The following is a 20,171-nucleotide window of genomic DNA, read 5'->3' as shown; positions in this document are numbered from 1 at the left end:
GACTATATGCATGGCGGCCGCCGACGCGCACGACCCGACGCTCTCGGACGGTCCCGACGCGCTCGTGGTCGGCGAGGCCGTCGCCCTCGACGTCCGCCCGGCGGGCTTCGTGCTCCGGGCCGCGGGCGCCGCGATCGACGTGCTCGCCTCGGTCGCCGTCGCCCTGCTCCTCGCGCTCGGCATCGGCTGGCTCGGCGTGCAGGGGGTGCTCGACGAGTCCTCCGCCGCCGCGTGCGCCATCGCCGCGATCGTGCTCGCCGTCGTCGTGCTGCCCGTGGTCGTCGAGACCGCCTCGCGCGGACGCTCGCTCGGCCGCTGGGCGGTCGGCGCGCGCATCGTGCGGGCGGACGGCGGCGGCATCGGCCTCCGGCACGCGGTCGCCCGGGCCCTCGTCGGGATCCTCGAGATCTACCTCACGTTCGGCGGGCTCGCGGCACTCGTGGGCCTGCTGTCGCCGCGGTCGCAGCGCCTCGGCGACCTCGTGGCGGGCACCCGCTCGCAGCACGAGCGCGTGCCCGCGTACCCGCGCCCCCTCCCGCCCGTGCCGCCGCAGCTGGAGGCGTGGGCGTCCGAGGCCGACGTCGGGCGCCTGCCGGACGCGCTCGGCCGCCGCATCGCCCGCTTCCTCACGCAGCGCGACGCCATGGCGCCCGCCTCGCGGGCACGGCTCGCGCTCGAGCTCGCCGACGAGGCCGCGCCGCACGTGTCGCCGCTGCCGACGACGGATCCCGAGTCGTTCGTGCAGGCCGTCGGCGCGGTGCGCCGCGAGCGCGAGCACCGCGCGCTGATGCTCGAGCGGGAGCGCCTGGCCGCGCTGGAGCCGATCCTCGCGGGGCTCCCCCACGGGTTCCCGGCGCGCGGCGCGTCCACCGGCTCCTGACCGGCGCACCCGACGGTCGGCGGCCCGACGCGCGCCGCCCGCCGCCCGCCGCCGGGATGCGCCGCGCCGCGCCCCGCCTCCCCGCGCCCGGACGCGACGACGCCGCCCGCCCCGCGAGGGGACGGACGGCGTCGTCGGGATCCGCGGATCAGTAGCGGTAGTGGTCCACCTTGTACGGGCCCTCGACCGCGACGCCGATGTAGGCGGCCTGCTCGGGGCGCAGCTCCGTGAGCTCCACGCCGAGCGCGTCGAGGTGCAGGCGCGCGACCTTCTCGTCGAGGTGCTTCGGGAGCACGTACACGCCGATCGGGTACTGGTCGTTGCGGACCCACAGCTCGATCTGCGCGAGCACCTGGTTCGTGAACGAGTTGCTCATCACGAACGACGGGTGACCGGTCGCGTTGCCGAGGTTCATCAGGCGGCCCTCCGAGAGGACGAGCACGCTGCGGCCGGACGGCAGGCGCCACTCGTGCACCTGCGGCTTGATCTCGACCTTCTCGACGCCGGGGAGGCGCTCGAGGCCGGCCATGTCGATCTCGTTGTCGAAGTGCCCGACGTTGGCGATGATGGCCTGGTGCTTCATGCGCTCGATGTGCTCGACGCGGACCACGTCGACGTTGCCCGTGCCGGTGACGAGGATGTCGACGTGCTCGATGACCGACTCGAGGCGCGCGACCTGGTAGCCGTCCATCGCCGCCTGGAGCGCGCAGATCGGGTCGACCTCGGAGACGATGACGCGCGCGCCCTGGCCGCGCAGCGCCTCGGCCGCGCCCTTGCCCACGTCGCCGTAGCCCACGACGAACGCGACCTTGCCGCCGATGAGGACGTCGGTGGCGCGGTTGAGGCCGTCGGGCAGCGAGTGGCGGATGCCGTACTTGTTGTCGAACTTGCTTTTGGTGACCGAGTCGTTGACGTTGATCGCGGGGAACAGCAGCTCGCCGTCGCGCGCCAGCTCGTACAGGCGGTGGACGCCCGTGGTGGTCTCCTCGGTGACGCCCTGGATGTCGGCGGCGCGGCGGGTCCAGCGGTCGCCCGACGCCTCGAGGCTGCGGCGGAGCGTGTCGAGGATGACGCGGTACTCGTGGCTCGCGTCCTCGGGGGTCTCGGGCACGACGCCGGCGAGCTCGTACTCGCGGCCCTTGTGCACCAGGAGCGAGGCGTCGCCGCCGTCGTCGAGGATCATGTTCGGGCCGGTCCAGTCGGCGTCCGCGGCCGCGGCCTCGCCCGACCAGTCGAAGATCTGCTCGGTGCACCACCAGTACTCCTCGAGCGTCTCGCCCTTCCAGGCGAAGACCGGCACGCCCGCGGGCGCATCCGGGGTGCCCGCGCCGACGGCGACCGCGGCGGCCGCCTCGTCCTGCGTGCTGAAGATGTTGCAGCTCGCCCAGCGCACCTGCGCGCCGAGGGCGGTGAGGGTCTCGATGAGCACGGCCGTCTGCACGGTCATGTGGATCGAGCCGGCGATGCGCGCGCCGGCGAGCGGCTGCGACGCGCCGAACTCCTCGCGGAGGGCCATGAGGCCGGGCATCTCGTTCTCGGCGAGGCGGATCTGGTGGCGGCCGGACTCGGCGAGCGAGAGGTCGGCGACGCGGAAGGGCAGGGCGGTGCTGGTGGCGTCCGGGAGCAGGGTCATGCCCCCAGTCTCCCACCCGTCCCGTGACGCCCGCCCGTGGATGACGGACGGGCGGGCGTCCGACGGCTAGCGGAAGGACCGCAGGCGGAGGCTGTTCGTGACGACGAACACGGACGACAGCGCCATGGCGAGCCCGGCGACGAGCGGGTTGAGCAGCCCGAGCATCGCCACGGGGATCGCGGCGGCGTTGTACGCGAAGGCCCAGAACAGGTTGCCGCGGATGGTGCCGAGGGTGCGGCGCGCGAGGCGCACGGCGTCGGCCACGAGGACGAGGTCGCCGCGGACGATCGTGATGTCGCCCGCCTCGATGGCCGCGTCGGTGCCCGTGCCCATCGCGATGCCGAGGTCGGCCTGCGCGAGGGCGGCCGCGTCGTTCACGCCGTCGCCGACCATCGCCACCACGCGGCCCTCGGCCTGGAGGCGGCGGACCGCATCGAGCTTGCCCTCGGGGAGGACGCCCGCGATCACCTCGTCGATGCCGACCTCCGCGGCGACGCGGTGCGCGGCGCCCGCGGTGTCGCCCGTGAGGAGGACGGGCCGCAGGCCGAGCGCGCGGAGCCGGCGCACGGCCTCCGCGCTCGTGGGCTTCACGGTGTCGGCGACGGCGAGGACGCCGCGCACGGCGCCGTCCCACGCGACCGCGACGACGGTGGATCCGGCGGCCTCGGCCTCCCGGAGCGCCCGCCCGAGCGCGGCGTCGGGCCGGGCCGACCAGGCCTCGGCGAGCCACGAGGGCCGACCCACCGCGACCGCGCGGCCGTCGACGACGCCGTGGACGCCGAGGCCCGCGGTCGCGACGAAGCCCTCGACGGCGGGGAGGGATCCGGTGCCCGCGGCCTCGACGACGGCGCGCGCGACCGGGTGCTCGCTCCGCGCCTCGAGGGCGGCGGCCACGCGCACGAGCTCGTCGGCGTCGACGCCCGCCGCGGGGACCGCGCGCACGAGCGACATGACGCCCGTCGTGACGGTGCCGGTCTTGTCGAGCAGGACGGTGTCGATGCGGCGGGTCGACTCGAGCACCTCGGGGCCGGTGATGAGGATCCCGAGCTGCGCGCCGCGGCCCGTGCCCACGAGGAGCGCGGTCGGCGTCGCGAGGCCGAGGGCGCACGGGCAGGCAATGATGAGCGTCGCGACGGCCGCGGTGAATGCCGCCTCTGGCGGGAAGCCGAGCAGCAGCCAGCCGGCGAGCGTGCCGAGCGCGAGCACGAGGACGACCGGCACGAACACGGCCGAGACGCGGTCGGCGAGGCGCTGGATCCGGGCCTTGCCGGTCTGCGCCTCCTCGACGAGCGCGGCCATGCGGGCGAGCCGCGTCTCCTCCCCCACGCGCGTGGCGCGCACGAGGAGGCGGCCGCCGGCGTTGAGGGTGGCCCCCGTGACGTCGTCGCCGGGGCCGACCTCCTCGGGCAGGGACTCGCCCGTGAGGAGGGAGCGGTCGACGGCGCTGGAGCCGTCGACGACCACGCCGTCGGTGGCGATGCGCTCGCCCGGCCGCACGACGAACTCCGCGCCGACGCGCAGCTCGCGGATGGGGATCCGCCGCTCGACGCCGTCGCGGACGACGGCCACGTCCTTCGCGGCGAGGTCGAGGAGCGCGGCGAGGGCGGCGCCGGACGCCCGGGCGGCCCGCGCCTCCAGGTAGCGCCCGCCGAGGAGGAAGACGGTGACGGCCGCGGCGACCTCGAGGTAGATGTCGCCGGATCCGCCCCCGGGCTCGGTGACGAGGCTCATGGTCATGCGCATGCCGGGCTCGCCCGCGTCGCCGAGGAAGAGCGCGTAGAGCGACCACAGGAACGCGGCCGCGACGCCGATGCTCACGAGCGTGTCCATGCCGACGCCGCCGTGGCGCGCGCTGACGGCCGCGGACCGGTGGAACGGCCAGGCGCCCCACACCGCGACGGGCGCGGCGAGCGTGAGCGACAGCCACTGCCAGTCGTCGAACTGGAGCGCGGGGACCATCGCCAGGAGGAACACGGGGACGGTGAGCGCCGCGGAGACCACGAGCCGCTGCCGGAGCGCGAGCTCGTCGGCATCGGGGCGGCGGGCGGGGACGGCGTCGCGGTGCGCGGGGACCGGCGCGGCGGGCTCGGCGCCGGGGGCGTCCGCGTCGGAGGCGTCGGGCGCCTCCGCGTCCGGCGCCTCCGCGTCCGGCACCTCCGACTCGGGACGGACGCGCGGGGCCTCCACCGCGACGGGCGCACGGTCGTCCGCGGGCGCCGGGAGGGCGGCAGCCGGCGCGACGTCCTCCGCCGCCTCGCTTCCCCACGCCGGCCGCTCGGACGCGCGGTACCCCGTGCGCTCGATGGTGCGGATCGCGTCCTCGACGCTCGTGCCCGCGGGCAGCCGCACGCGCGCGCGGTGGGTGGCGTAGTTGACGGCGGCCTCGACCCCGGGCATCCGGCCGAGCTTCCGCTCGATGCGCATGGCGCACGAGGCGCACGTCATGCCCTGCACGTCGAGGTCGACGCGCGTGAGCTCGGCGCCGTCCTCGAGCGGGGCGGAGACGGGGCGCGCGGCGGGCGCGGATCCGGATGCGGGGTCGGCCACGTCAGACCTCCGCGACGTACCCGGCCTCGTCGACCGCGGCGCGCACGGCGGCGGGGTCGAGGGGCCGGTCGCTCTCGACCGTGACGGTGGACGCGCCGCCGACGACGAGGTCGACGGCCACGGACGCGACGCCCGGCAGCTCGCCGACCTCCTCCGTGACGCTCGCGACGCAGTGCGCGCAGGTCATGCCGGTGACGGGGAAGGTCGTGGTGGTCATGGGGTCTCCTCGGGGTCGAAGCGGATGGGTGCGGCGCGGATGGGTGCCGCGCGGATCAGGACCGGACGAGCCGCGCGATGGCCGCGGAGGCCTCGCGCACCTTGTCCTCCGCGACCTGCCCGCCCTCGCGGGCGGCCTCGGCGAGGCAGTGCGCGAGGTGGTCGTCGAGCAGCTTGAGGGCGACGGTCTCCATCGCCCGCGTGACGGCCGACACCTGGGTCAGCACGTCGATGCAGTACGTGTCGGACTCGACCATGCGCTCGATGCCGCGCACCTGGCCCTCCGCGCGACGCAGCCGCTTGAGGATGTCGTCCTTGCCCTCGCTGTACCCGACCATGGCGGCCACCTCCGTTCCCGTCGATGCTACCCCCTGGGGGTATCGAGCGGAACCCCCCGGGGGTATGCCGCCATGCCCTCCGCCGGACGCACGACGACGCCGCGCCCCTCGAGGAGGGACGCGGCGTCGGATGATGCGGGTGGCGGGATCAGGCCCCGCGGATCAGCCCCAGGAGCTCGTCGCGGAGGGCGGCCATGCGCTCCTCGGTCGACGCCTCGACGTTGAGGCGCAGCAGCGGCTCGGTGTTCGAGGGGCGGACGCTGAACCACCAGAAGGCGCCGTCGGCGTCGACCGGGCCGTCGACCGTGAGGCCGTCGAACTCGTCGAACTCGCCTCGACCGCGGAAGGCCTCGACGATGCGGTCGTACGCGGCGGGCACGTCGTCGACCGTGCTGTTGATCTCGCCCGACAGCGCGTACGGCGTGTAGCGCGCGGACAGGTCGGACATCAGCCCGTCGGTCTGGCCGAACTCGGCGAGCAGGTGCATGGCGGCGAGCATGCCGTTGTCGGCGCCCCAGAAGTCGCGGAAGTAGTAGTGCGCGGAGTGCTCCCCGCCGAAGACGGCGCCCGTGGCGGCCATCTGGTCCTTGATGAGCGAGTGGCCGACGCGCGTGCGGACGGCGGTGGCGCCCGCGGCCTCGATGGTCTCGGGCACGATGCGCGAGGTGATGAGGTTGTGCAGCACCGTGACCTCGTCCTCCGGCGCCTGCGCCTTCGCGCGCGAGATCTCGCGGAGCGCGACGACCGCGGCGACGGCGCTGGGCGTGACGGCCCGGCCCTTCTCGTCGACCACGAAGCAGCGGTCCGCGTCGCCGTCGAAGGCGAGCCCGAGGTCGGCGCCGTGCTCGACGACCGCCTTCTGCAGGTCCACCAGGTTCGCGGGCTCCAGCGGGTTCGCCTCGTGGTTCGGGAAGGTGCCGTCGAGCTCGAAGTAGAGCGGGATGACCTCGATGGGCAGCTCGGGCAGGCCGGCCGCGGTGCCGAGCACGGCGGGGACGGTCATGCCGCCCATGCCGTTGCCCGCGTCGACCACGACGCGCAGCGGGCGGATGCCGGAGAGGTCGACGAGCTGGCGGAGGTAGCCCGCGTAGTCGGCGAGCACGTCGCGCTCGCGCACCTCGCCCGCGGGCTCGACGGGGGCGATGCCGCCGTCGAGGAAGCCGATGGCGCGGTCGCGGATGGCGGCGAGGCCCGTGTCGAGGCTGATGCCCTGGGCGCCCGCGCGGGAGAACTTGAGGCCGTTGTAGGTGGCCGGGTTGTGGCTCGCGGTGAACATGACCGCGGGGGCGTCGAGGGATCCGGACGCGAAGTACGTCTCGTCGGTCGAGCACAGGCCGATGAGGAGGACGTTCCCGCCGCGGGCCGTGGCGCCCCGGGCGAACGCCTGCGCGAAGGCGGGCGACGAGTCGCGCATGTCGTGGCCGACCACGATCTCCGCGCCGGCGGCCCCGAGCTCGTCGACGAAGCCGGCGCCGAGGGCCGTGACCAGCTCCTCGGTGAGCTGGCTCCCGACGAGACCTCGCACGTCGTAGGTCTTCACGATGGCGGTCAGCGTCTCGGCGGCAGTCGTCGTCATGATCCGAAACCTACCTCACCGAGCACGCCGTGCCGGACGATCTGCCAGCCCTGCGGCGCGGACAGACGGGCCGCGTGGCGGTCGCAGAGGTCGTAGCTGTGGGGCTCCGAGTCGTGGCTGAGGGGACCGAGCACGGCCATGGAATCCGCGTAGACGTAGGTGAGGGTGGTCGTGGCGCCGCCGGTGCAGCCGACGCGGGAGCAGGGCCTGTTCGTCATGTCGCGCCCACACTACCGCCGACCCGCGGGCCGTACGATGGGGCCATGCCACGATCGCGCCGCCGGGGAGGCCACGTCTCCATCCGCGGATCCTGGCGGGACCGCCACGGCCGGGGCCTCCGCTCCCCCGTCACCGGACCCGAGCTCCCCGTGCTGCGGACGCGCGTCGACCGCTTCGACGAGATCGTCGCGTCCGCCGCCGAGTACCTCCGCGGGCTCTGGCCGGACGAGCTCGAGCGCGTGTCCTTCGAGGTCGCCGCGCTCCCCGCGCGCAACAGCGAGCGCGACGGGATCGACCGCTGGAGCGTGCTCGCGGACGAGCGCCGCGTCGTCTTCTACCGCCTGCCCATCGAGCGCCTCGCGCACCTCCACGAGGAGGACGAGCACCACCACCGCGCGCTCGTGGAGGGCTGCGTGTTCCGCGCGGTCGCCGAGCTGCTCGGCAAGGACCCGTGGGACCTCGCGCCCGACAGGTACGACCCGCACTAGGCGCGGATCCCGCGCGCGTGCCAGGTGTCCGCGCGTCCCGTCGAGGGAGCCGTCAGGGGTGGACGCGCAGCGGATCCGCGGCCGGCAGCACCGGCACGACCGGCAGCGCGGCCGAGCGGCCCGGCTCGGCGAGCGTCACCGTGGCCGTCAGCCCGGCGGATCCCTCGAGCAGGTAGGTGCGCCCCGCCGCGACGGACGCGGAGACCTCGGCGCCCGCGGGGACCGTGAGGGCCACCGGCTCGGACCCGTCTGTCGGCCGCGCGGTGACGGTCGCCTCCGCGTCGCCGGGGTTCCGCACGTGCAGCAGCGGCGCGGGGCCGGCCGGCACGGACACGAGCGCGTCCCGGGTGAGCGCTCCGGAGGCGGGCAGCCAGGCGAAGTCGGTCGCCCCGCCCTCGGCCGCGCCGGAGACGGTGCGCACGGCCGCGGCGACGGGGACCGAGCTCTGCACGGTGACGGCGTAGCGGCCGTCGGTGAGGCCGCTGACGGGGAAGTCGGTGACGCGGCCGCCGTCGGCCTCGACCGTGAAGGTCGTGCCGGTGCCGTCGGTGCCGTCCTCCGGGGCGACGCTGACGCTGACGTCGGCGTCGTCGGAGCCGGGCACGAGGATCCGCACGGCCGTCGAGCGATCGGGGTCGGTGCCCACGTCCGCGCCCGGCCCGGAGCCCGCGGCGCCGTCGGTCCCCTCGGCCGGGGCCTCGCCCTCGGCGGGCGCGGGCTGCGCGGCGGCCTGCGTGTCGACGCGGAGGCCAGTCATGGTGAGCGTCGTGGCGGGCGCGGCGGCGGGCACGATGACGTCGACGCCGCCCGCGAGGAGGCCCCGCACCGTGCTCTGCTCGAGCGTGGCGACGACCTGGCCGCCGCGGCTCTGCACGTGGATGGCGGGCGACGAGAGGTCGGGGGCGAGACCGGCGAGCGAGAGCACGCGCCGGCTGCCGGCGGGGACGTTGATGCCGCTGGCCCCGGGTGCGCTCACCGCGCCGTCCTCGCCCGAGATGGCGAGGTCGACGGTGGAGGAGACGCCGGACGGGTTGTCGAGCACGACGAACGTGGTGCGGCCCGTGGTCGTGCCGCCGCCGACGAGCCAGGACTCGGCCGTGGCCTCGGAGCAGGGGGCCGCGGCGAGGCCCGCGAGGTCGCTCTGGGTGGCGATCTGCGACGCGGCCCCCGCGAGCTCCGTCGGGTCGTCGCCCTCGGCGCCGGCCACCGCGAGCACGGACGCCTCGGTGGATGCCCCGCCCTGGACCTCGGGCGCCTGCAGCCGCGAGGTGCGCACGCCCGGGCCGCCCGTCGCGGCGCCGGCCGTCGCGGATCCGCTCGTGACGGTCGAGGAGCCGACCGCGACGGCGCCCGTGGTCGCGGCGGCGTCCGCCTCGGGGGGTCGGAGGAGGGCGCCCGGGCAGACGCGCTGCTGGTCGGTGGCGACCGGCGTGACGAGCACGGAGGGCGCGCTCGCTTCGGTCGACGCCGGCGGGAGGAGGAGGGCGCCGGTCACGACGACGCCGAGCACGGCGACCCCCGCGATCCCGGTGGTCACGCGGGTCGCGATCCGCACGGCGTCACGCCTGGCCATCGGTCCTCCTGGGGTCGTCGTCGCGGGCGTCGTCGGGGCGGTCGCCCGCGCCGGATGCAGTGGGGGCGGCGGATCCGTCGTCGCCGCCGTCGCCCGCGGGCCGGTCGCCCACCTGGGGGATGTCGCCGAAGGGCGCCGCCTCGACGCTCGTGCCGGTGGGCTCGTCGGGGTAGGCGGGGATCCCGCGGTCGTCGTGCTCGGGCCGCGGCTCGACGGCGTCGGCCGGCCGCGCGTCGGCGCCGGTCACGGGCTCCCGGTAGGCCGGGAGCGGGCGGCTGCGCGCCGCGAGGCTGCCGGTGGGGATCGCGAGGAGGAGCGTCAGCGCGAAGACCAGCGCCTGGGCGGCGAGGACGCCGACGCGGCCGGCGTCGTCGAGGTTGCCGGGGCCGGCCACCTGCGCGTCCAGGTCGTCGCTGCCGACGAAGCGCCAGAGCAGCCCGGCCTCGGTCTGGCCGACCGCGGTGAAGACGGGGTCGTCGTCGAGCGCGGAGCTCGCCCGGTCGTGGACGGCCTGCTCGTCCGTCCCCGACGGCGGGGCGAGCAGCACGTAGCTGATGCCGAGCGCGCGGAGGTCCTCGGTGGCGTCGAGGCCCGAGCGCGACGAGACGTTGCCGGCGAGCTCCGCGACGCGGGACTGCGTGTCGGTGAGCGGCCCGATGGTGGAGTCGACCGTGGCGACCTGCTCGAGGGTGCGCCCGGCGCCGCGCTCCACGTCGGCGGCCAGGGATCCGTCGCCCGCGCGCAGCACGAGCGTGCCGACGGACGGGTCGGTGGCGGCCTCGGCGACGACGAGGCCCGGGAGGGACGCGTCCTCGCCGGGGCGCACGGCGGTGGATCCGACGACCGCCGCGGAGACGAGCGGCAGCGCGACGACCACGAGGGCCACGCTCGCGACGAGGCCCGGCGCGACCGACCGCCTCCCGAGCGTCGCGAACCCGAGCACCAGCGCGCCCGCGAGGCCGAGCCAGAGGAGGCTGAGACCGGATCCCGGCCAGACGGCGACCGCGACGGCCCCCGTCGACTGCACGACCGTGCGCGCGGCCAGCACCGCGGTGGCGAAGCCGACCACGGTCGCGGACAGCGCGATCGCGGCCCGGTGCGAGCCGCGGAGGAAGAGGGCGGCGACGGCGCCGACGACGAGCGGCGCGACCAGCACGGCGACCACGACGAGCGGCACCGACGCGGGCAGGCCCAGCCCGAGGCCATCGACGAAGGCGGTCCAGCCGCCCAGCCCGGAGGTCGGGAAGCCCAGCGCGAGCCCCGGCACGTCGGCCGGGGTGAACGCCGCGGGGACCGCGGGGTCGGCGGCCAGCGCCAGCGGCTGCCCCTGCATCACGCGGTAGGCGACGAGCGGCGCGGCGAGCGCGACGAGCGGCACGGGGATCGTGATGAGGCGCCCGCCGCGACGACCCGCCCGCACGATCGCGACGAGCCAGAGCACGAGGAGCGCGGGCACGAGCGAGGGGGCGGACGCGCCGACGGCGGCCATCAGGATCCCGGCGACGGCCGACGCGGACCACGACCGCGGGGCCCGCAGCACGGCGAGCGCGAGCCACGGGAGCAGCAGGTGGGCGAGCACGGCGGGCAGGCGGCCCTCGCCGAGCGCGACGAGGAAGGTGGGCGCGAGGGTCCATGCCAGCGCGGCGAGCGCGCGGAGCCAGGCGTTGCGCGTGACCTGCGCGGCGGCGAGCCACGCGGCGAGGGCCGCGAGCGGCAGCGCGCCGACGACGACCGCGAGGACCGCGAGCGACGGCTCCCAGGCCGTGACGCTGCCGAGCACCGCGAGCACGTAGGCGAACGGGTCGGAGGGCGCGACGGGCCCGGTGCCGACGCCGCGCACGCCGATCCCCACCTGCGCCCACAGCGCGCCCGCGTCCGGTCCGAGCGGCAGCAGCTGGCCGCCCGTGAGCGCGGTGCCGCCGAGGCGCGGGATCCACATGACGGCCGCGAGGAGCAGCGCGGTGAGCACGGTCCATCCGCCGCCCGTGGCGAGGAACTCGACGCCGTCGGAGACGCCCATGTGCTCGACGCGATACTGCTCGCGGGCGAGCGACCGGCGGCGGCGGCCCACCGCGAGGGGCTGCCGGAGCGACGCGATGCTCGACCACGGCGCGGTGCGCGTCGCCTGGAGCCGCCGTCGGCTGGCGCGGACGCGGCCGGGCGCGACGGCGACGCGGATCGCGGCGCCGATCTCCCCGGGCGCCGCGGTGGGCCGCTTCCGGAGGAGCTGCAGGAGAGCGCGGAGGACGGCGAGCGGCACGAGCGAGAGCCAGTGGAACGGCACGGCGGCCGACGGCGCGTAGGCGAGGCGGCGGTGCAGCTCGGCCTGGCGCGCGAGCCGGCGACGGCGGCGGCGCGGCGTGCGGCGCCCGAGGAATGCGGTGCCGGGTCCGGCGGATCCGGCGGACGCCACGCGGGCGGCCGGGACGACCACGACGCGGTGACCCGCGAGGCGGGCGCGCACGCAGAGGTCGAGCGCGTCGTCGATCACGGGGAGCGCGTCGTCGAACCCGCCGAGCTCGTCCCAGAGCCGGTGCCGCACGAGCATGCCGCCGGCGGCCACGCCCAGGACGTCGCTCATGTCGTCGTACTGCGCCTGGTCGAGCTCGCCGTCGACCTCGGGCACGGCGGCGCCCAGCGTGGTGAGCGTGCGGCCGATCTCCCGGATGTAGCCGGGGTGGTCCCACTCCATGAGCTTCGGGCCCGCGACGGCGACGCTGGGCGAGGCCTCGACGGCGGCGAGCAGGCGCTCGAGGGCGTCGGGCGCGGGCGCGTTGTCGGCGGACAGCAGCCAGAGCAGCTCGTCGTCGCCGGTGGGCGCGGGGATCACGCGGACGGCCTGCTCGACGGCCTGCCCGAACGTCATCCGCGCGGGCGCCTGCACCATGCGCGTGGGGTCGGATGCGGCCAGCAACGCGGCGGACGCGTCGCGGGAGCCGAGGTCGACCGCGACCACCTGGTCGGGCCGGCGGGTCTGCGCGGCGAGGGCCGCCAGGGTCCGCTCGAGGAACTGCGCGCCCTCGTGGGCGACGAGGATCGCGGTTACTCGTGGCTGCATGACAGGGAGACCCTACGTGGTGCCGGATGCGGAACCGCCGCGATCGGACGGCGCGCCGGGGAGCCGGCGCTCGGGGCGGCGCCTGCGCGGTCGGGGCGCCGTGCCGACGCGGTCAGACCGCGCGCTTGCGGAGCTTGCGGCGCTCGCGCTCGGAGAGGCCGCCCCAGATGCCGAAGCGCTCGTCGTTCTCCAGCGCGTACTCCAGGCACTCGGACCGCACCTCGCACGAGCCGCAGATCTTCTTGGCGTCGCGGGTGGATCCGCCCTTCTCGGGGAAGAACGCCTCGGGGTCGGTCTGCGCGCACAGCGAGTCGGCCTGCCAGGCGAGCGGGTTGCCGTCGTCGACGTTCCGGACGCCCGGGACGCCGAGTCGGACGGGGTCGACGAACCAGTCGTCGGGGACCCCGGCGTGGTACTCAGGTAGTGCCATGTCACGATCTCCCCACACGGCTGGAGCGCCCGGCCGGCCCCAGCTTGTCGTCATAATTACACCGGTGTAACTCGTCGGCGTCAAGCCGCGGAGGGTAAACCCTCAGGCGCCCGTCGAGGGTTGCGACGCGCCGCCGCTCGCCGGCGGCGCTACGCCGGGGATCCGGTCTGGCGGGCGGCCCAGGCGCTGCGCACCATGTCGTCCAGGTCGTGGCGCATGGCCCAGTCGATGTCCCGCGCGGCGAGGTCCCCGGAGGCCACGATGCGGGCCGGGTCGCCGGGTCGCCGGTCGTGCACCTCGGGCTCGAAGTCGATGCCCGTCGCGTCGCGGATGGCCGTCATGATCTCGCGCACGCTCACGCCCTGCCCGCTGCCGAGGCAGTACACGGGCTCCACGGGCTCCCCCGCCTCGAGGCGGCGCGCGGCCGCGACGTGCGAGGCGGCGAGGTCGACGACGTGGATGTAGTCGCGCACGCACGTGCCGTCGGGCGTCGGGTAGTCGCCGCCGTTGATCCGGGGCGTCCGCCCGTCCAGCAGCGCGTCGAACACGAGCGGGAAGAGGTTGTGCGGGCTGGTGTCGGCGTAGCCCTCGTCGCCGGATCCCACGACGTTGAAGTAGCGGAGCGACGCGTGGCGGAGGCCGGTGGCGACGCCCTGGTCGCGCAGCAGCCACTCGCCGATGAGCTTCGACTCGCCGTAGGGCGACTCGGGGGCCTTGGGCGTGCGCTCGTCGACGAGGTCGACGTCGGGCGTGCCGTACACGGCAGCCGAGGACGAGAAGACGATGTTGCCGACGCCCGCGCGCTCCATCTCCTCGAGCAGCACGGCCGTGGCCGTCACGTTCTGCTCGTAGGTGTGGAGGGGGCGCTGGACGGACACGCCCGCGTACTTGTAGCCCGCCACGTGCACGACGCCGCGGATGTCGCCGGAGCCGAGGACGCTCGCGAGGAGCTCCCGGTCGAGCACGGACCCGCGGTGGAACGGCACGCCCTCCGGCACGAACGACGCGTGGCCGCTGGACAGGTCGTCGAGGACGACCGTGTCGATGCCGGCGCGGGCGAACGCGGAGACGATGTGCGAACCGATGTAGCCGGCGCCGCCGGTGACCAACCATGTCATGCGGCAACCCTATCGACGGCCGGGCGGGGCCCGGTCACGCGGCGGCGGCGTCCGGATCGGCGTCGGCGGACGCGCCCGCGACGGGCGCCGGGGTCGTCGCGAGGAACGCCTCGCCCTCCCCCGTCACGACGATCCGCCCCTCGTCGGGCGTGACGAACACGGCCTCGCCGCGGCCGACCTCGACCGTCGAGGCCGCGCCGCGCAGGGTCACGGAGCCGGCGGTGCACAGCACGATGGCCGGGCCGTCGACGTCGACGACGCTCGCTCCGGCGTCGCCCGCCATCGCGTCGCGCGTGGCCGGGACGATGCGGGCGAGCAGGAAGTCGGGCACGTCCGGCCGGTAGAGCTCGACGCCCGGCGCCGCGTGCTCGGGCGCGAGGTACGGCACGGGCAGCGCCTGGAACTCGAGCACGTCGAGCAGCTCCGGCACGTCCACGTGCTTGGGCGTGAGGCCGCCGCGCAGCACGTTGTCGGACGCCGCCATCAGCTCGATCCCGAGCCCGTGCAGGTAGGCGTGGATGTTGCCTGCCGGGAGGTAGAGGGCCTCGCCCCGCCGCAGGGTCACCCGGTTGAGCAGCAGGGACGTGACGATGCCCGGGTCGCCCGGGTACGCCTCGGCGAGCTCGCGCACGGTGCGCATCTCCGTGGCGAAGTCCCGGCACTGGCGGTCGGACGCGAGGCTCGCGAGCAGCGTCACGCGGTCGACGAGGCGGCGCACCTCCGATCCGCCGCCCATGAGGAAGGCGAAGACGTCGCGCAGCACGTCGGCCTCGGATCCGGTGAGGCGCGAGAGCACGGACCGGATCACGGCCGGGTCGGAGTCGGGCCCGGACGCGTCGAGGGTGAGCAGGAGCGTGAACACCTGCCGCACCTCGGCGAGCGGCCGGAAGCCGCAGAGCGCGTGGAACTCGTCGCTCAGCGCGTAGACGAGCTCGGGCTTGTGCAGCGGGTCCTTGTAGTTGCGGTGCGGGGCGTCGATCGGGATGCCGCGCTCCTCCTCGTCGCGGAAGCCGAGCCGGGCGCGGTGCAGGTCGGGGTGCGCCTGGAGGGAGAGCGGGCCGCCCGCGGCGAGCACCTTGAGGAGGAAGGGGAGGCCGGGGCCGTCGCCCGGGCGGAGGCCGCCGGCGAGGGGGCCGAGCGTGGTGGCGGGGTCGCGGCGGATCCACTCGGCGAGCGTGGTCGCGCCGCCCGCGGACGCCGGGTCGTCGACGCGCGTCGGCGAGCCGTCGTGCGCGCCGAGCCAGAGCTCGGCCTCCGGGCCCCCGGACGGCTCGCGGCCGAGCAGCTCGGCGATGGCGGTCGTCGAGCCCCAGGCGTAGTCGCGGGGGGTGTTGGAGAGGGCAGTGAACACGGGCGATCCTGTCGGGCTTGGCGGCTACCTACAACGCCCGAGGGCGCGCGTCCTGTCCGGACGCGACCAAAGTACCAAGCGATGCCGGCGCCGCCCGGACGCCGACCTAGGCTCGGCCGCAGGCGCCCGTCCCCGAGGGCGCCGACGAACCGCAACGGAGCATCGTGTCCCTCACCCCCCTCATCGGCGACTTCTACGGCTACGAGTCCCGGCTCGGCGACAGGGAGAAGGACTCCCTCGCCGAGCTGCGCTCCTACCTCGAGCAGGAGGTCCGCCCGCACGTCAACGGCTGGTGGGCGCGGGCCGAGTTCCCGCGCCACGTGGTCGGCGGCCTCGCCTCGCGCGGCTTCTTCGGCATGCCGTTCCCCGAGACGCGGCCCTTCGAGAACTCGGCCGTCTTCCGCGGCTGGGCGGCGCTCGAGCTCGGCCGCGTGGACGCGAGCATCGCGACGCTCGTCGGCATGCAGAGCGGCCTGGTGATGGGCAGCGTCGCCGTCGCGGGGTCCCCCGAGCAGCGCGCCGAGTGGCTGCCGCGCTTCGCGTCGGGCGAGCTCCTCGGCTCGTTCGGGCTCACGGAGCCGCTGTCCGGATCCGACTCCGCCCGCGGCCTCCGCACCGTCGCGACCCGCCGCGGCGACGAGTGGAGCATCACGGGCGCCAAGCGCTGGATCGGCAACGGCACCGTGAGCGACGTCACCGTCATCTGGGCCAAGGACGCCGACGACGGCCAGGTGAAGGGCTTCCTCGTCCCCAACGACTCCCCCGGCTTCCGCGCCACCCGCATCGAGGACAAGCAGGCGCTGCGCATCGTGCAGAACGCCGACATCGAGCTCGACGGCGTGATCGTGCCCGAGCGGAACCGCCTGCAGAACTCGCGCTCGTTCGCCGACACGGCGGCCGTGCTGCGCCTGACCCGCGCGGAGGTCGCGTGGGCCGCGATCGGCATCGCGGTGGGCGCCTACGAGGCGGCCGTCGCCTACACGGGCGAGCGCGAGCAGTTCGGCAAGCCGCTCGGCGCGCACCAGCTGATCCAGGACCTCCTCGTGCGCAGCCTCGGCAACATCACCGCCTCCATCGGGCTCGCCACCCGCGCCTCGGAGATGGTGGACGAGGGCACGCAGTCCGACGAGCACTCCGCGCTCGCGAAGGCCTTCGCCACCAGCCGGATGCGCGAGAGCGTGGCGTGGTGCCGCGAGGCGTTCGGCGGCAACGGCATCGTCCTCGACTACGACGTGGCGCGCTTCTTCGCCGACGCGGAGGCCCTGTACTCCTACGAGGGCACGCGCGAGATGAACACCCTCATCGTGGGCCGGGCCATCACCGGCCACGCGGCGTTCGTCTGACGGACAGGCGGATGCCCCACGCCGCGGGCATCCGCCTGTCCCCGGAGCGGGGGCCGGCGCCGGGCAGGAGGATCCACCCCGGGCCGTTACCCTGATGGGCATGCCCTCCGCCAGCCGACGATCCCTCCGGGCGTTCGCGACCTTCGTCCTCGTCACGACCTTCGCGGGCGACATGTGGCGGAACGGCCTCAGCTGGTGGGGCTTCGGCGCGATCGCGCTCGGCGTGCTCGTCACGAGCGTCACGCTGCTCGTGCGCGCCCGTCCGCTGCCCCGGCTGCGCGTGCTCCCGATCCCGTTCCTCGCCTTCACGGGCCTGGCCGTGCTGTCGATCGCCTGGTCGCAGTACCGGCCGGAGTCCGCGCTCGGGGTGCTCATCCAGCTCGCCACCTCGACCGCCGCGCTGATGCTCGTGGTGCTGCTCTCCTGGGCGGAGATCGTCCAGGCGCTGGGTCGCGCGCTCCGCATCGTCCTCGGGCTGTCGCTCGCGTTCGAGCTCTTCATCGCCGTCGTCGTGCGCCAGCCGGTCATGCCCTTCTTCACCGACTACGGCCCGCGCGCCCCGGCTGCCTTCGCGTGGACGCGCGGCGAGCTGCTCCTGGGCGGGCGGATCCAGGGCGTCGTGGGCAACGCCAACCTGCTCGCCATGGTGGCGCTGCTCGGCCTCATCGTCTTCGCGCTGCAGTTCGCGGCGCGCGCCACCGACCGCCGGACCACGACCGTCTGGATCGCGGTCGCCCTTCTCACGCTGACCCTCACGGGCAGCTCCACCGTGCTCGTCGCGCTCATCATGACCGGCGTCGTCGCCGTGCTCGCCCTCATCGCGCGCCGGGTGGGCATCCGCGGGCGGCTCGTGCTCGCCGGCGGGGTCGTGGTCGCCGCGGCGGCCGGCGCGGGCGTCGTCGTCACGCGCACGGCCGAGGTGTTCGAGCTGCTCGGCCGCTCGCCCGACCTCACCGGCCGCTTCGAGATCTGGGAGTCGGTCATCGGGCTCGCCCAGCAGCACCCCGTGCTCGGCTGGGGCTGGATCGGCTACTGGGCCCCCTGGATCAAGCCCTTCGAGGGCCTGGCGGTGCGCAGCGGGGTCACGTACCTGCAGGCGCACGACGCGTACCTCGACGTGTTCCTCCAGCTCGGCGCCGTGGGCGCGCTGGTCTTCGTCTGCCTCATCGTCACGACGTACGTCCGATCCTGGTGGGCCGCCATCGACCGCCCGCAGCACCGCCGCGACCGGGTCGAGCCGTACACCGTGCTCGCGCTCGGCCCCCTCCTGCTGATGACGGCCCTGGTCGTGCAGAGCCTCGCCGAGAGCCGCCTGCTGTACGAGGGCAACTGGCTGCTCCTCGTCGTCATCGCGGTCGCGACCCGCTCCGGCATGGTCGCGCGCGAGGACGTCCCGGGACCCGTCGACTCCCGCCGCCCGCCGGTCGCCGCGGAGGCGACCGACGCCCCGTCGCGCCTCCCCGCCGCCGCGGTCCGCGCCGATCCCGGCGTCGCCTGACCCGCGTGGCCGCCCGGTGCCCCGTCGACCTCCCGTGAGCGACGCCGCATGACCCTGCCCGCGCGCCTGCCGCTGCCGGAGCGCCTGCCCGACCTCCTGGGGTCGGCGCGCTTCTCGGCGGCCCTCACGCACTGCATCGTCGGCACCGCCGTCCTCGCCCACGCGATCCGGGCGACGATGGGCTGGGCCGGGCTCGTCGCCGTGGTGACCGTCCTCGTGGCGATGGCCGCCGGATCCCTCGTGGCGAAGCGCGGGGACTGGGAGTGGCGCGGCCTCCTGCCGGTCTCGCTCCTGCTGCTGGTGGGCTGGTGCGCCGCCACGCTGCTCTGGACGGCCTACCAGCCGGACGCGCTCGGCGGCGTGCTGTACCTCGCCGCGTCCGCGTTCCTCGCGGTGTACGTGGGCGTCGTCCGCGACCTGATCCAGATCGTGCGCGCGGTCGGCGACGTGATGCGGCTCGTCCTCGTCTCCTCCCTCGCGCTCGAGGTGCTCGCCGGGCTGCTCATCGACGGCCCGATCCCCTTCCTCGGCATCCGCGGCGCCCTCGAGCGCCTCGGCCCGATCCAGGGCCTCCTCGGCGAGCGCACCGCCCTCGGCGCGCTCGCCCTCGTCGCGGCCGTCACGTTCGCGGTCGAGCTGCTGACCCGGTCGGTGTCCCGCGGGCGCGCCGTGTTCTCCCTCACCACGGCGCTCCTCGTCGCGTCGCTCACCCGCTCGTCGGTGATCCTCGGCACGTTCCTCGTGCTGGCCGTCGCCTCCCTGGCCGTCTTCGGCCTGCGGCACCTCGCCCGGCAGGCCCGGCCGCTCGCGAACAGCGCGGTGCTCGTGCTGGCCGCCGTGGTCGCGATGGTCGTCGTGGCCTTCCGCTCCCCCGTGCTGCAGGTCCTGCAGGCGCGGCCCGACTACCTGCAGCGCGTCGCCCTGTGGCGGGAGATGCTGCGCCTCATCGACCTCAACACCATCGAGGGCTGGGGCTTCGTCGGCCTGTGGCGCCGGGACGCCTACCCCTACACCGCGCTCGACCTCGTCAGCCGCGGCGCGCAGGAGACCGGCCGCAACGCCTACCTCGACCTGTTCCTGCAGGCCGGGTTGGTCGGCCTGGTGCTGTTCGCGGCGTTCTGCGCGCTCGCGCTGGGCCGCTCCTGGGTGCTCGCCACCACCAAGCGCGGCGTGGGCTACGTCTGGACGGCGCTCGTGCTCGTCGTGCTCGTGGTCGTGTCCCTCGCGGAGAGCGTCACGCTCGTGGAGTGGGGCTGGACGCTGCTGGTGATCTGCGCCGTCAAGGCCGCGCAGGGCCGCAGCTGGCGCCACGGGCTGCCCGAGCAGCCGCTGCCCGCCTGAGCGGGCGCGGCGCCGCGGATCCGCGACCGGACGCGATCAGCGGACCGCCTCGTCGCGCGGCCGGCGGAACGAGAAGAACTTGTGCCCGGTGTAGGTGGCGACCGTGATCACGATGGTGACGAGGATCTGCGCCACGATCGGCTGCAGCGGCGTCGTCTCGACGACCAGGGGCAGCAGCACCATGTTGGCGAACAGCGGCACGAGGTTGACCAGCGTGTAGCGCGTGAAGTCGGGGACGAGGTTCCCGCTGACCTTGAAGACGAGCTTCCGGTGGAGCGTGAACGCGATCGGCAGCTGCACCGCCCAGGCGATGACGAGCACCACCGGGTACGGGATCACGTGGCCCCAGAGCAGGAAGAGGAGCGCGAACCACGCGGTGCCGAGCACGGTGTTGAAGCCGCCCACGAGGAGGAACGCCACGCGCTCGTCCTTGATGAGGCGGAGGAGGATGCCGGGCGGCGGCGTCTCCTCGCGGGGTGCGTCGACGCCGTCCGTGTGCTGCTCCATGCGCTCTCCTCGCCGCTGCCGGTCGGACGACCGGCGGGCCGCCCGGTGGCCGTCC

The 20,171-nt window shown here is 75.4% G+C and carries 17 protein-coding genes; 5 read left to right on the top strand and 12 right to left on the bottom strand.

Translation table 11 applies throughout. The features are described from left to right. Positions 1–10 precede the first annotated feature (10 nt). Positions 11–880, top strand: a complete 870-nt coding sequence (locus FGG90_RS01010; RefSeq protein ID WP_094126034.1) for an RDD family protein — start codon at positions 11–13, stop codon at positions 878–880. Between the two features lie 148 nt (positions 881–1,028). Here the strand turns inward: FGG90_RS01010 and ahcY are convergent, their stop codons facing one another. The 6 genes from ahcY to FGG90_RS00980 form a co-directional block, all read right to left on the bottom strand. Beyond that, the gene (gene ahcY / locus FGG90_RS01005) at positions 1,029–2,513 is read right to left on the bottom strand and encodes an adenosylhomocysteinase (RefSeq protein WP_094126035.1); all 1,485 of its coding nucleotides are present in this window, start codon (positions 2,511–2,513) and stop codon (positions 1,029–1,031) included. Between the two features lie 66 nt (positions 2,514–2,579). Further along, positions 2,580–5,060 carry a heavy metal translocating P-type ATPase gene (locus FGG90_RS01000; protein ID WP_094126036.1) on the bottom strand — a complete coding sequence of 827 codons (2,481 nt, stop codon included), beginning with the start codon at positions 5,058–5,060 and terminating at the stop codon, positions 2,580–2,582. Position 5,061: 1 nt separating this feature from the next. Next, positions 5,062–5,277 (bottom strand): heavy-metal-associated domain-containing protein, encoded by a 216-nt coding sequence (locus tag FGG90_RS00995; protein WP_086516694.1) that lies wholly within the window; start codon positions 5,275–5,277, stop codon positions 5,062–5,064. A 55-nt stretch (positions 5,278–5,332) separates the two neighbouring features. After that, on the bottom strand, positions 5,333–5,614 hold the full coding sequence (locus FGG90_RS00990) for a metal-sensitive transcriptional regulator (protein WP_094126037.1): 282 nt from the start codon (positions 5,612–5,614) through the stop codon (positions 5,333–5,335). Between the two features lie 148 nt (positions 5,615–5,762). Beyond that, complete coding sequence (locus tag FGG90_RS00985) at positions 5,763–7,190, bottom strand: phosphomannomutase/phosphoglucomutase (RefSeq protein WP_094126038.1); 1,428 nt, start codon at positions 7,188–7,190, stop codon at positions 5,763–5,765. Continuing rightward, entirely contained in the window at positions 7,187–7,408 is a 222-nt protein-coding gene (locus FGG90_RS00980) for a DUF3499 family protein (RefSeq protein WP_086516692.1), read from the bottom strand. The genes FGG90_RS00985 and FGG90_RS00980 overlap by 4 nt, the downstream gene beginning before the upstream one ends. Before the next feature lie 45 nt (positions 7,409–7,453). Between FGG90_RS00980 and FGG90_RS00975 the strand changes: the two genes are divergently transcribed. Further along, on the top strand, positions 7,454–7,897 hold the full coding sequence (locus tag FGG90_RS00975; protein WP_086516691.1) for a metallopeptidase family protein: 444 nt from the start codon (positions 7,454–7,456) through the stop codon (positions 7,895–7,897). A gap of 52 nt (positions 7,898–7,949) precedes the next feature. Here the strand turns inward: FGG90_RS00975 and FGG90_RS00970 are convergent, their stop codons facing one another. The 5 genes from FGG90_RS00970 to manA all read right to left on the bottom strand — a co-directional run bounded on the left by FGG90_RS00970 (position 7,950) and on the right by manA (position 15,427). Continuing rightward, positions 7,950–9,470, bottom strand: a complete 1,521-nt coding sequence (locus FGG90_RS00970) for a DUF5719 family protein (protein WP_094126039.1) — start codon at positions 9,468–9,470, stop codon at positions 7,950–7,952. Next, positions 9,457–12,528, bottom strand: coding sequence for a glycosyltransferase (locus FGG90_RS00965; RefSeq protein WP_094126040.1), 3,072 nt, complete (start codon positions 12,526–12,528; stop codon positions 9,457–9,459). Before FGG90_RS00965 ends, FGG90_RS00970 begins: the two co-directional genes overlap by 14 nt. Before the next feature lie 112 nt (positions 12,529–12,640). Continuing rightward, positions 12,641–12,958, bottom strand: a complete 318-nt coding sequence (locus tag FGG90_RS00960; protein ID WP_094126041.1) for a WhiB family transcriptional regulator — start codon at positions 12,956–12,958, stop codon at positions 12,641–12,643. A gap of 149 nt (positions 12,959–13,107) precedes the next feature. Next, entirely contained in the window at positions 13,108–14,076 is a 969-nt protein-coding gene (gene galE / locus FGG90_RS00955; protein ID WP_094126042.1) for a UDP-glucose 4-epimerase GalE, read from the bottom strand. A 34-nt stretch (positions 14,077–14,110) separates the two neighbouring features. After that, complete coding sequence (gene manA, locus FGG90_RS00950) at positions 14,111–15,427, bottom strand: mannose-6-phosphate isomerase, class I (RefSeq protein ID WP_094126043.1); 1,317 nt, start codon at positions 15,425–15,427, stop codon at positions 14,111–14,113. Positions 15,428–15,591: 164 nt separating this feature from the next. Here manA and FGG90_RS00945 point away from each other — a divergent pair, with 164 nt between their 5' ends. From FGG90_RS00945 to FGG90_RS00935, 3 genes are all read left to right on the top strand, one after another. Then, positions 15,592–16,770: an acyl-CoA dehydrogenase family protein gene (locus tag FGG90_RS00945; RefSeq protein WP_094126044.1), complete on the top strand. Its 1,179-nt coding sequence runs from the start codon at positions 15,592–15,594 to the stop codon at positions 16,768–16,770. 100 nt (positions 16,771–16,870) lie between these two features. Continuing rightward, entirely contained in the window at positions 16,871–18,268 is a 1,398-nt protein-coding gene (locus FGG90_RS00940; RefSeq protein WP_237583484.1) for an O-antigen ligase family protein, read from the top strand. Positions 18,269–18,316: 48 nt separating this feature from the next. Further along, complete coding sequence (locus FGG90_RS00935) at positions 18,317–19,609, top strand: O-antigen ligase family protein (protein ID WP_094126045.1); 1,293 nt, start codon at positions 18,317–18,319, stop codon at positions 19,607–19,609. Between the two features lie 36 nt (positions 19,610–19,645). Here FGG90_RS00935 and FGG90_RS00930 read toward each other — a convergent pair whose 3' ends face one another. Then, positions 19,646–20,116: a GtrA family protein gene (locus FGG90_RS00930; protein ID WP_094126046.1), complete on the bottom strand. Its 471-nt coding sequence runs from the start codon at positions 20,114–20,116 to the stop codon at positions 19,646–19,648. Positions 20,117–20,171: the final 55 nt, after the last annotated feature.

Source organism: Clavibacter michiganensis subsp. tessellarius (genome assembly GCF_021922985.1).
GTDB lineage: Bacteria > Actinomycetota > Actinomycetes > Actinomycetales > Microbacteriaceae > Clavibacter > Clavibacter tessellarius.
This window is presented reverse-complemented; position numbering and strand designations above follow the sequence as displayed.

What these genes read in the sequence shown, in the direction of transcription:
- FGG90_RS01010 (WP_094126034.1), top strand. Translation starts at nt 11, where the DNA reads ATGGCGGCCGCCGACGCGCACGACCCGACGCTCTCGGACGGTCCCGAC.
- ahcY (WP_094126035.1), bottom strand. Translation starts at nt 2,513, where the DNA reads ATGACCCTGCTCCCGGACGCCACCAGCACCGCCCTGCCCTTCCGCGTC.
- FGG90_RS00995 (WP_086516694.1), bottom strand. Translation starts at nt 5,277, where the DNA reads ATGACCACCACGACCTTCCCCGTCACCGGCATGACCTGCGCGCACTGC.
- FGG90_RS00990 (WP_094126037.1), bottom strand. Translation starts at nt 5,614, where the DNA reads ATGGTCGGGTACAGCGAGGGCAAGGACGACATCCTCAAGCGGCTGCGT.
- FGG90_RS00985 (WP_094126038.1), bottom strand. Translation starts at nt 7,190, where the DNA reads ATGACGACGACTGCCGCCGAGACGCTGACCGCCATCGTGAAGACCTAC.
- FGG90_RS00980 (WP_086516692.1), bottom strand. Translation starts at nt 7,408, where the DNA reads ATGACGAACAGGCCCTGCTCCCGCGTCGGCTGCACCGGCGGCGCCACG.
- FGG90_RS00975 (WP_086516691.1), top strand. Translation starts at nt 7,454, where the DNA reads ATGCCACGATCGCGCCGCCGGGGAGGCCACGTCTCCATCCGCGGATCC.
- FGG90_RS00970 (WP_094126039.1), bottom strand. Translation starts at nt 9,470, where the DNA reads ATGGCCAGGCGTGACGCCGTGCGGATCGCGACCCGCGTGACCACCGGG.
- FGG90_RS00965 (WP_094126040.1), bottom strand. Translation starts at nt 12,528, where the DNA reads ATGCAGCCACGAGTAACCGCGATCCTCGTCGCCCACGAGGGCGCGCAG.
- FGG90_RS00960 (WP_094126041.1), bottom strand. Translation starts at nt 12,958, where the DNA reads ATGGCACTACCTGAGTACCACGCCGGGGTCCCCGACGACTGGTTCGTC.
- galE (WP_094126042.1), bottom strand. Translation starts at nt 14,076, where the DNA reads ATGACATGGTTGGTCACCGGCGGCGCCGGCTACATCGGTTCGCACATC.
- FGG90_RS00940 (WP_237583484.1), top strand. Translation starts at nt 16,871, where the DNA reads ATGCCCTCCGCCAGCCGACGATCCCTCCGGGCGTTCGCGACCTTCGTC.
- FGG90_RS00935 (WP_094126045.1), top strand. Translation starts at nt 18,317, where the DNA reads ATGACCCTGCCCGCGCGCCTGCCGCTGCCGGAGCGCCTGCCCGACCTC.
- FGG90_RS00930 (WP_094126046.1), bottom strand. Translation starts at nt 20,116, where the DNA reads ATGGAGCAGCACACGGACGGCGTCGACGCACCCCGCGAGGAGACGCCG.